Here is a 10,300-nt window from a genome sequence, read left to right on the forward strand (position 1 = left end):
TCACCGATGCGGGCCTGACGGTGGCCTTGTGGATCACCGATGCCTGGTGGGCCTATGTGGACCGGCTGCCAGCCGAGCAGCGCGTGGAGGACAAAACGCAGCTCCAGCGCCTGGAGCGCAAACATCTCACCTTACGCACCCGCCTCAAGCGGCTCACGCGCAAGACTATTTGCTTCTCAAAGAAGACGTTCTTCCATGACGGCGTCATCAGCCTGTTCATTCACCACTTCTTCTTTCAATCCTCCAATTCTACTTAATTAACACACGACCTTTTTATTTAATTTTATTTTGCAATCTTCAGAACAAACCCTATGAAATCCAGCTGTAATGTATACGTTTCTACCAATGTTTCTGCCGCATTTTCTGCACTTTAGTATATCTGCCATTTTTATTTATCTGTCAAGTATTGCTCCAATAATGTAAAATGCTAACGTATTAGATAGTCGCGGTAGAGACTATCTAATACGTTAGCATTTTCTACGCCGCCCGCAGCTGCTTCATGGCGGTCTGCTCGAACTTGCTCCGGGCATAGTCCTCGTCGATTACCAATTCCTTCACGTCTTCCTCGGAGGGCATATCGAACATGGCGTCGGTCATGATGCCCTCGCAGATGCTGCGCAGGCCGCGGGCGCCGAGGCGGTACTCGTCGGCCTTCACCACGATGTATTCGAGGGCACCTTCCGAGAAGCTGAGTTCGATGCCTTCCATGTCGAAGAGGCGCTGGTACTGCTTGACGATGGAGTTTTTGGGCTCGGTGAGGATTTTGCGCAGCGTGGCGTGGTCGAGCGGGTTGAGGTGGGTGAGCACCGGCAGGCGGCCAATCAGCTCGGGTATCAGGCCAAACGACTTCAGGTCCTGGGCCGTAACGTAGCGCAGGAAGTTGTTGGTGTCGTGCTGCTCTTCGAGCTGGGTTTTGGCGAAGCCGATGGGCTTGGTGTTGAGGCGGTTTTTGATGATGCGCTCAATACCCACGAAGGCCCCGCCGCAGATGAAGAGGATGTTTTCGGTGTTCACCGTAATCATCTTCTGCTCGGGGTGCTTACGGCCACCGTGGGGTGGCACGTTCACCGTCGTGCCCTCCAGCAGCTTCAGCATAGCCTGCTGCACGCCCTCGCCGCTCACGTCGCGCGTAATGCTGGGGTTGTCGCTCTTGCGGGCAATCTTGTCGATTTCGTCGATGTACACGATGCCGCGTTCGGCCGCTTCCACGTTGTAGTCGGCGGCTTGCAGCAGGCGCGTGAGGATGCTTTCCACGTCTTCGCCCACGTAGCCGGCCTCGGTGAGCACGGTGGCGTCGGCAATGCAGAAGGGCACCTGCAGGATGTTGGCCAGCATGCGCGTGAGGAAGGTTTTGCCCGTGCCGGTTTCGCCCACCATAATGATGTTCGACTTTTCAATTACCACATCGTCCTTCTGCGGGGCCTGCATGAGGCGCTTGTAGTGGTTGTACACGGCCACCGACATCACCTTTTTGGCTTCGTCCTGGCCCACCACGTACTGGTCGAGGTACTCTTTCATCTCCCGCGGCTTCACGAGGTTGAACTTCGGCGTCTTGGAGTTGGCCCGGATCTTATTCTCCTCGTTCAGGATTTGCTGGGCCTGCCCCACGCACCGCTCGCAGATGTGAGCATTAATGCCCGAAATCATCACGGTAACGTCTTTCTTATTCTTGCCGCAGAACGAGCACGTAATATCTGCCATTGCTAAAGGAACTCGCTGTAGGAGGGAAGCTGGCCGGTTTTTACCCGGTCGGCATCAAAGGTACGAAAAGCCCAACGCCAACAAGCGGGCAAATCGTGCCGTTGCGTTTGGATGTGAAGTAAACAAAAAAGCCCGCGGTTGCGGGCTTTTCTGGTATCAGGTTGAAAAAGAACGAGGTCAATTAGTCCTTCTTTTTCTTTTCGAGCACCTCGTCAATCAGGCCGTACTCTTTGGCCTCGTCGGCACGCATCCAGTAGTCGCGGTCCGAGTTGTCGTGGATTTCCTGGTAGGTTTTGCCGGTGTGCTCGGCCAGAATATCATACAGCTCCTTCTTGAGCTTGAGAATCTCGCGGGCCGTGATTTCGATATCCGACGACTGGCCTTGCGCGCCACCCGAAGGCTGGTGAATCATCACGCGGGCGTGGGGCAGGGCCGAACGCTTGTCCTTGGCCCCGCCGGCCAGCAGCACGGCGCCCATCGAGGCCGCCAGGCCGGTGCAGATAGTAGCCACGTCGGGGTTCACGTACTGCATGGTGTCGTAGATGCCGAGGCCGGCGTACACCGAGCCACCGGGCGAGTTGATGTAAAGCAGAATGTCCTTCTTGGCGTCTACCGACTCCAGGAACAGCATCTGCGCCGTCAGGATATTGGCCACGTAATCGTCCACGGCCGTGCCCAGGAACACAATCCGGTCCATAATCAGGCGGGAGAAAACGTCGATTTCGGCGAAGCGGGTGGGGCGCTCCTCAATCACCGAGCGGGTCATGTTGGAGGGCATAATCAGCCCGCCGCGGGTCTGGCCCTCAACGTGCTGGATGTACTGGTCAACGCCCAGGCCATTCAGACCCTGGCCCTTTACGGCAAACTTGCGGAACTCTTGTTTATTCAGCATGGAAGGTAATAGAAGTGAGATATTAGAAGTGAGACTGGCGGGGGTAATTGTCATTCTGAGCGGAGCGAAGAATCTCGCGTGCAATGCTAACTCGATTGTCAGGAATTACTTTGGCACGCGAGATTCTTCGCTCCGCTCAGAATGACAATTACCTTTCTTGTATGACTTCTCAACAAAAAAAGCCCCTACGACAAGTAAGGGCTTTTTTGTGGTTTTGAAAACCGAAACGGCGGCTAAGGCTAGCCGGCGTTCTGATTGCGGAAGTCCTCGGCCGTAATCTCGTTGTCGTTAACAACAACTTTGCCGCGCAGGTTTTCCAGCACTTTCTCTGCCAGAATGGCCTCGTACTCCTGGACGTAGTTCTTGCCGTTCTCCTGGCGCAGGAAGTTGTCGGCGAAGCCGCGCACCGACTCTTCGAGCTCGGGCGTCATCTCCATGTTGAACTGGCCCAGGATTTTCTGCATCGTGCGGTCCACGATTTCCTCGTTCGACACCTTCAACTGGTTGGCTTCTACCACCTTGTTGCGGATCATCGACCACTTCAACTCCTTGGCGTAGTCGTCGTAGTGCTCCTCAATCTGCTCGGGCGTCAGCTTGCCTTCGTTGGCGCGCACCAGCCACTTCTTGAAGAACTCCTTGGGCAGCTCGATGGTCACGTTCTCCAGCATCTTGTCGATGATCTGACGGTTCATCAGGTTGTCGGCCTCGCGGTCGTAGTTCTCCATCACCGTTTCGGTCACCTTGGCGTCGAAATCTTCCTTCGACGTCACGATGTCCTTGCCGAATACTTTGTCGAACAGCTCCTGGTTGAACTCGGCGGGAGCGGTACGCTGCACCTTCTCCACGGTCAGGGTGTAGGGGCCCTCCACGGCGTCGGCCTCCTCGCGGCTCATGCCGGTGAAGTTGGCAATGGCCTTGGCGTCGCCGTCGAAAGCGGTTTTGAGGTCGAAGGTGATAACGTCCTCGGGCTTGGCACCCACAAACTTATCGGCCTCGGCCTTCATTTTGTTGGTCGGCAGCATCAGCAGGCGGCCTTCGCCTTCCTCGCCTTCCTTGCGCAGGCGGCCCACCAGGTAGTCGCCGGCTTCGGCGGCCTCGGGCTCGGTGGTTTCGCCGAACTGGCGCTCCAGCTGCTCGTAGGTTTCATTCTTGGTGTTCTCGTCGAGCGTCACCTTGTGGCGGTCAACGGTAATAGCCTGGTCGGCGGGCAGCTCGAAGTCGGGCAGCAGGCCCAGCTCGAACTGGAACGAGTAGTCCTTCTGGTTGTCGAAGTCGATGTCGGAAGCCACCGGCAGGGGCTCGCCCAGAATGCGCAGGTTGTTCTCCTTAATATAGCCATCCACCGACTTGCCCAGCAGCTCGTTGATTTCGTCGACCAGAATGCCCTTGCCGTACATCTTGCGCACCAGCGTTACGGGCACTTTACCGGGGCGGAAACCCTTAATCTGGGCTTTCTTGCTGTATTCTTTCAGCTTGCTCTCCACGGCGGAAGCGTAGTCGGCCTCCGTGAGGTTTACTGTCAGGATGGCATGAAGCTGGTCGTCTTGCTTGTCGAGGGTGATATCCACTGCGGGTCGGTTAAAGGTGCTACGTTGGGGTAAGAAGGGCCAGTTCGGAGCTGACCCCTAAAAAGAAACCCCCAACGGGTGGGTTGAGGGTTTAAAACAGTTTCAGTGGAATAAAACCCACTTTGTGCGGATGGAGGGACTCGAACCCACACACCTTGCGGCGCCAGATCCTAAGTCTGGTGCGTCTACCAATTTCGCCACATCCGCGTCACGGGGCCATCTGCCTCGGGGGCGCAAAACTACGCAAGCTCCGTTACAAAACCAACGCCTTTCGTAACTACCTGCTTCAGGTAGATTGCCGAAGCCCGGTTGGCGGCGGTGCCGGGCGCACCAACTCCGGCCCGTTGTTGTTACTTTCCGGTCCAGGCCCTCGTATCTTCGCTACTCGTTCTTTCCGGCACCGCTGGGTGCTGCCCGTTTGCCATGTCCACTGTCATCGACCCCGAGGTAGAGCGCCAGGAAATCCTGCGCCAATACCGCCGCCTGCTCCGTACCGCCAAGCCCGTCCTCAAGCCCGGCGACGCCAAGCTCATCAAAAAGGCCTTCAACACCTCGCTCGAAGCGCATAAGGAGATGCGCCGCAAGTCGGGCGAGCCGTATATTCTGCACCCGCTGGCCGTGGCCCAGATTGTGGTGGAGGAAATCGGCCTCGGCACGACCAGCATCGTGGCGGCGCTGCTGCACGACGTGGTGGAGGACACGCCCTGGGAGGTGGCCGACGTGGAGCGCGAGTTCGGCTCCAAGGTGGCCCGCATCGTGGACGGGCTGACCAAGATTTCGGGCGTGTTCGATTACGGCACCTCCGAGCAGGCCGAAAACTTCCGCAAAATGCTGCTCACGCTCTCCGACGACGTGCGCGTTATCCTCATCAAGCTCGCCGACCGCCTGCACAACATGCGCACGCTCGAGTCGATGCCCCGGCACAAGCAGCTCAAGATTTCGTCGGAAACCATTTATCTCTACGCCCCGCTGGCCCACCGGCTGGGCCTGTACACCATCAAAACCGAGCTCGAAGATCTTTACCTGAAATACACCGATACGGAAGTGTACGAGGAGTTGCTCGGGCAGGTGCGCCAGGGCCGGACGTCGCGCAACCGCTTTATCAAGGAGTTCGTGCAGCCCATTGATGACGAGCTGGCCGCCCAGGGCTTCACCTACGAGGTGAAGGGCCGGCCCAAAAGCATCTATTCCATCCTTAAAAAGATGCGCAAGCAGAACATCACCTTCGATGAGGTGTACGATCTGTTTGCCATCCGCATCATCTTGGATGTGCCGCCGGAGCAGGAAAAAGCGGCCTGCTGGCAGGTGTACAGCATCGTGACGGACTTCTACCAGCCCAACCCCGACCGCCTGCGCGACTGGGTGAGCACGCCCAAGGCCAACGGCTACGAGAGCCTGCACACCACCGTCATGTCGCGCACCGGGCAGTGGGTGGAGGTGCAAATCCGGAGCCGGCGCATGGACGACATTGCCGAGAAAGGCTACGCCGCCCACTGGAAATACAAGGATACCGGCGTGCCCCAGCCCGAATCGACGCTGGAAAGCTGGATCAACAAGGTGCGCGAGATGCTGGAAACCAACAACTCCAGCGCCCTCGAATTCATGGACGAGTTTCGTCAGAACCTGTTCGTGAAGGAGGTGTACGCCTTTACGCCCAAGGGCAAGCTCGTCATCCTGCCCGACAAAGCCACGGCTCTCGATTTCGCCTTCGAGATTCACTCCCAGATTGGTTTGCAGTGCCTCGGAGCCAAGGTCAACCAGAAGCTGCAGCCGCTGAGCTACCAGCTCCACAATGGCGACCAGGTAGAAATTCTGACTTCGCAAAAGCAGCGCCCCACCGAGGAGTGGCTGCAGTACGTCACCACTTCCAAAGCGCGCACCCGCATCAAGGACTGGCTCCGCGACGACCGCAAGGCCAAATCGGAGGACGGTCGTTTTATCGTGGAAAAGCGGCTGGAACTGATTGGGGTCGAGGTCAGCCCCGAAAATCTCAACCGCCTGCTGGCCTACTTCAACGTCAGCAATCTGGCCGAATTCTTCTACCGCATCGCCCTGGGCCAGCTCGATGGCCGCGAAATTGTGCGGAGCGTGTTCGAGGAAAGCGAGTCGCCGCGGCTGCCCTCGCGCCTGGAGCCCCGCTCCTTCGACCACGAGGTGCAGAAAGTGCGCGGCGTGAATGCCAACATGCTCGTGATTGGAGAGCGCACCGACAAGTTCGACTACACCATCGCGCCTTGCTGCAACCCCATCCCCGGCGACGATGTGTTCGGCTTCGAAACCGACGAGGGCATTGTTATCCACCGCACGTCGTGCCCCAAAGCCGTGCAGATGATGTCAAACTACGGCAACCGCATCGTACGCGCTAAATGGACGGAGCAGCTGGAACTAGCCTTTCTGGCGGGCATCCGCATCAAGGGTGCCGACCGCGTGGGCCTCGTCAACGACGTGACACGCATCATCAGCACCAGCCTCAAAGTGAACATGCGCTCCATTACAATGGACTCGAACGACGGTATCTTCGAGGGCCAGATTATGGTCTTCGTCAACGATACCGCCCACCTCGACCGCCTCATCCAACGGCTGATTAAGGTGAACGGTGTGCTGACGGTTGAGCGTTTCGATTCATGAGCAGTGTAGGGAGGCGGTATTCGGCATCATGTCAGTGAACAGTTCATGACTAAACGTCCCGGCGAGTAGCTCTAAAAAGCATTCCGTAAATCAGTGGGTACAAAACGGCATAAGAAAAGGCTCGCTAGGATGGTTGTAAGCTACTGCGGAACCCGCTGCAACCACCGCCTGCTTTGCTGGTTTCACTCCTTATAATAGATAAGCCCTAACATGGAAGTTTCCGAGAAGCATCTCGATAAAGAAAAGTACGAGGAGGTAAAGAAGATTTTCACGGCCTACCTCGAAAATAAAGGCCTGCGCAAAACGTCGGAGCGCTACGCCATCCTGGAGGAAATCTACTCCCGCACCGGCCACTTCGATGTCGAGCAGCTCTATGCCGGCATGAAGGAGCAGGGCCTGCGCGTAAGCCGGGCCACGGTGTACAACACCCTCGATCTGCTGGTGGAGCACGGCCTCGTCAGCCGGCACCAGTTCGGGCGCAACCTGGCCCAGTACGAGAAGAGCTATGGTTACCGGCAACACGACCACGTAATCTGCACCGAATGCCACAAAGTGGTCGAGTTCTGCGACCCGCGCATCCACGGCATCCAGACCATGGTCGGGGAGTTGCTCAACTTCCATATCTTGCACCACTCTTTGAACCTTTACGGCGTGTGCGGCGACTGCCGTGCCAAGGCCGCCGCCCTCCAAACTCTATGAAAACTGATTCCTCCGTCCAGGACGGCATTCTGCTCGTGCGCCTCTCCGGCGACCTAATCGGCAGCCCCGACACCCAGCAGCTCCTGCAGAGCGTCGACCAGCACCTCGGCGAAGACCTGCTCCATTGCGCCGTCGATTTGTCGGGCATCCGCTACATCAACAGCACCGGCATCGGGGTGCTGGTGTCGCTGCTTACCAAGTTCCGCAGCCGCGGCGGCGAGCTGGTGCTTATCAACCCGGCCGATCACCCGCGCAAAATGCTGGCCCTGACCAAACTGAACGCTATTTTTTCCGTGGCCGATGATGAAGCAGCGGCTGCTAAACTCCTAAAAACCGCGTAATGCCCGTTGATGTACTGGTAGGATTGCAGTGGGGCGATGAGGGCAAAGGCAAGATTGTCGATGTGCTCGCCCCCACCTATGATGTAGTAGCCCGTTTCCAGGGCGGCCCCAACGCCGGCCACACCCTCACCTTCGACGGCATCAAGCACGTGCTGCACCAGGTGCCGTCGGGTATTTTCCACCCTCACATCCTCAATGTCGTTGGCAACGGCGTGGTGCTCGACCCGGTCGTATTCCGCCAGGAGTTGCAGAAGCTCACCGACCGGGGCGTCGATTACAGCCGCAACCTCTACATCTCGCGCAAGGCCCAGCTGATTCTGCCCTCGCACCGCGCCCTCGACCGTATCAACGAAGAAGCCCGCGGCGGCGACAAAATCGGGTCCACCCTCAAAGGCATCGGCCCCACCTACCAGGACAAAATCGGCCGCACTGGCCTGCGCGTCGGCGACATTCTGCTACCCGATTTCGAACAGCGCTACCGCGAAGCCGTTGCCCGGCACGCCACCATTGCTGAATTCCACGGCCGCGGCCTCGACATTGAACCGTTCGAGGCCGATTTCTTTTCCGCCGTGGCCTTCCTGCGCACCCTGCAGCTCACCGATACCGAGTACCTGCTCAACGATTTACTGAAGGCGGGCAAGAACGTACTGGCCGAAGGGGCCCAGGGCTCCATGCTCGATATCGATTTCGGCACCTATCCGTATGTAACGTCGTCGAGCACCATCGTGGCGGGCGCCTGCACCGGCCTCGGCATTGCCCCGCGCCACATCAACAAGGTGTACGGTATCAGCAAAGCCTACTGCACCCGCGTCGGCGCCGGCCCATTCCCGACGGAACTGCACGATGGAGTAGGGGAGCAGATCCGGGCGGCCGGCCGCGAGTTCGGCGCTACCACCGGCCGTCCGCGCCGCTGCGGCTGGATTGACCTGCCCGCCCTGCGCTACAGCATTATGCTCAACGGCGTCACGGAAATCCACCTCATGAAGGCCGACGTGCTGGATGAGTTCGACGAAATCCAGGTCTGCACGCACTATGAACTGCCCAATGGCGAACAAACCGACCACCTGCCCGACCACGGCGACCTGGAAAAACTGACTCCTATATATGTAAGTATGCCCGGCTGGCGCACCAACCTGCAGGCCCTAACCGACCCGCAAGCCCTGCCAACCGAGTTGAAAGACTACGTTGAGTTTCTGGAAAAGCACCTCGAAGTGCCCATCAGCATCGTCAGCGTCGGCCCCGACCGGGTGAGCACGCTACACATGAACTGAGCTAAAAGGAGAAATTAACCCCTTGAAAAACCCGGATTGCTACCAGCAATCCGGGTTTTTGCGTTTCTATAGCAGAACCAAAAAAGAATTCTTTCCTCAGCAGTGAACCAATCGAGATGTTCAACTGGTTACTATCCAGCCTGCTAACACCAACGGTTTCACAACCCTCAAAATAAGTTGTGAGGTGTATTTGCAAAGTCAGCGGCAAACCCCCACTTTTGCATCCCCAACCGGAACGCGGCGGGGCCAGCTTCTCCCTCGGGAAAGCCGCTTGAAAAAAAGTTGCCGACCAAGGTTGCGGAAGTCGGAAAGGTTTAGTTACCTTTGCACCCCGCTTCAACCGGAAGCGCTTGCATCCTGACCAGCCAAGTCGCTTGAAAAAGCCACGGACGCTAGCAGGAAGGCCGAAAAGAGAAAAACTTTTTCTTCTCTAGGTCTTGCACAAAGCGAAAAGCTGCTTACCTTTGCAGCCCGCTTCAACCGGAAGGGGACAACAGCAACCGAGGAAAGAAACGCTTCGAAAAAAAGTTTTCTTCTTTTGCTTGTCGCAACCAGAAACGGTTGTACCTTTGCAGCCCGCTTCGATCGGAAGGGGCACACAGCAACACCGCCTAGCTTAAGTGAGGCACACGGCAGACTCCGAATGGGAGTGATGCACACGTTCTTTGAATGACTGGAAAAGACAATATAGGTAAGACCTGAAGCCGCGAGGCGGAGGGCAAAATGAGTGACGCGAATCAGTTCTTTCTTTCGAGAGAGAACAACATAAGGGTCGGATCAGCACTTGACATCAGCTCATCTTCGGGTGAGCGTAGAGAAATCTTACAATGGAGAGTTTGATCCTGGCTCAGGATGAACGCTAGCGGCAGGCCTAATACATGCAAGTCGAACGGGTAGTAGCAATACTACTAGTGGCGCACGGGTGCGTAACGCGTAACCAATCTGCCCTGAACTGGGGGATAGCCCGCCGAAAGGCGGATTAATACCGCATAAACCAACAGAACGGCATCGTTTAATTGGTAAAGATTTATTGGTTCAGGATGAGGTTGCGTGCCATTAGCTAGTTGGCGGGGTAAAGGCCCACCAAGGCGACGATGGCTAGGGGACCTGAGAGGGTGATCCCCCACACTGGCACTGAGATACGGGCCAGACTCCTACGGGAGGCAGCAGTAGGGAATATTGGGCAATGGACGAGAGTCT

8 protein-coding genes, 1 tRNA gene and 1 rRNA gene are annotated in these 10,300 nt (G+C 57.2%); 6 read left to right on the plus strand and 4 right to left on the minus strand.

The genetic code is table 11. The features are described from left to right. Positions 1–257: transposase (locus H145_RS24845; protein ID WP_019949350.1), on the plus strand; the 257-nt coding region annotated here is incomplete at its 5' end. Positions 258–477: 220 nt separating this feature from the next. Here H145_RS24845 and clpX read toward each other — a convergent pair. The 4 genes from clpX to H145_RS0118850 form a co-directional block, all read right to left on the minus strand. Continuing rightward, on the minus strand, positions 478–1,701 hold the full coding sequence (gene clpX, locus H145_RS0118835) for an ATP-dependent Clp protease ATP-binding subunit ClpX (RefSeq protein WP_019949708.1): 1,224 nt from the start codon (positions 1,699–1,701) through the stop codon (positions 478–480). 181 nt (positions 1,702–1,882) lie between these two features. Continuing rightward, positions 1,883–2,593, minus strand: a complete 711-nt coding sequence (locus H145_RS0118840; protein WP_019949709.1) for a ClpP family protease — start codon at positions 2,591–2,593, stop codon at positions 1,883–1,885. Between the two features lie 239 nt (positions 2,594–2,832). Next, positions 2,833–4,161, minus strand: a complete 1,329-nt coding sequence (tig, locus tag H145_RS0118845; RefSeq protein ID WP_019949710.1) for a trigger factor — start codon at positions 4,159–4,161, stop codon at positions 2,833–2,835. 125 nt (positions 4,162–4,286) lie between these two features. Next, positions 4,287–4,368: transfer RNA gene (locus H145_RS0118850), tRNA-Leu, on the minus strand. Positions 4,369–4,584: 216 nt separating this feature from the next. On the opposite strand from H145_RS0118850, the gene H145_RS0118855 reads away from it, so the two are divergent. The 5 genes from H145_RS0118855 to H145_RS0118875 all read left to right on the plus strand — a co-directional run. Then, positions 4,585–6,789 carry a RelA/SpoT family protein gene (locus H145_RS0118855; RefSeq protein WP_019949711.1) on the plus strand — a complete coding sequence of 735 codons (2,205 nt, stop codon included), beginning with the start codon at positions 4,585–4,587 and terminating at the stop codon, positions 6,787–6,789. A 210-nt stretch (positions 6,790–6,999) separates the two neighbouring features. Continuing rightward, positions 7,000–7,488, plus strand: coding sequence for a Fur family transcriptional regulator (locus H145_RS0118860; protein ID WP_019949712.1), 489 nt, complete (start codon positions 7,000–7,002; stop codon positions 7,486–7,488). After that, entirely contained in the window at positions 7,485–7,829 is a 345-nt protein-coding gene (locus H145_RS0118865) for an STAS domain-containing protein (RefSeq protein WP_019949713.1), read from the plus strand. The genes H145_RS0118860 and H145_RS0118865 overlap by 4 nt, the downstream gene beginning before the upstream one ends. After that, positions 7,829–9,100: an adenylosuccinate synthase gene (locus tag H145_RS0118870; RefSeq protein WP_019949714.1), complete on the plus strand. Its 1,272-nt coding sequence runs from the start codon at positions 7,829–7,831 to the stop codon at positions 9,098–9,100. The genes H145_RS0118865 and H145_RS0118870 overlap by 1 nt, the downstream gene beginning before the upstream one ends. A gap of 824 nt (positions 9,101–9,924) precedes the next feature. Next, a 16S ribosomal RNA gene (locus tag H145_RS0118875) occupies positions 9,925–10,300 on the plus strand; the annotation flags it as partial.

Source organism: Hymenobacter aerophilus DSM 13606, from assembly GCF_000382225.1.
GTDB lineage: Bacteria > Bacteroidota > Bacteroidia > Cytophagales > Hymenobacteraceae > Hymenobacter > Hymenobacter aerophilus.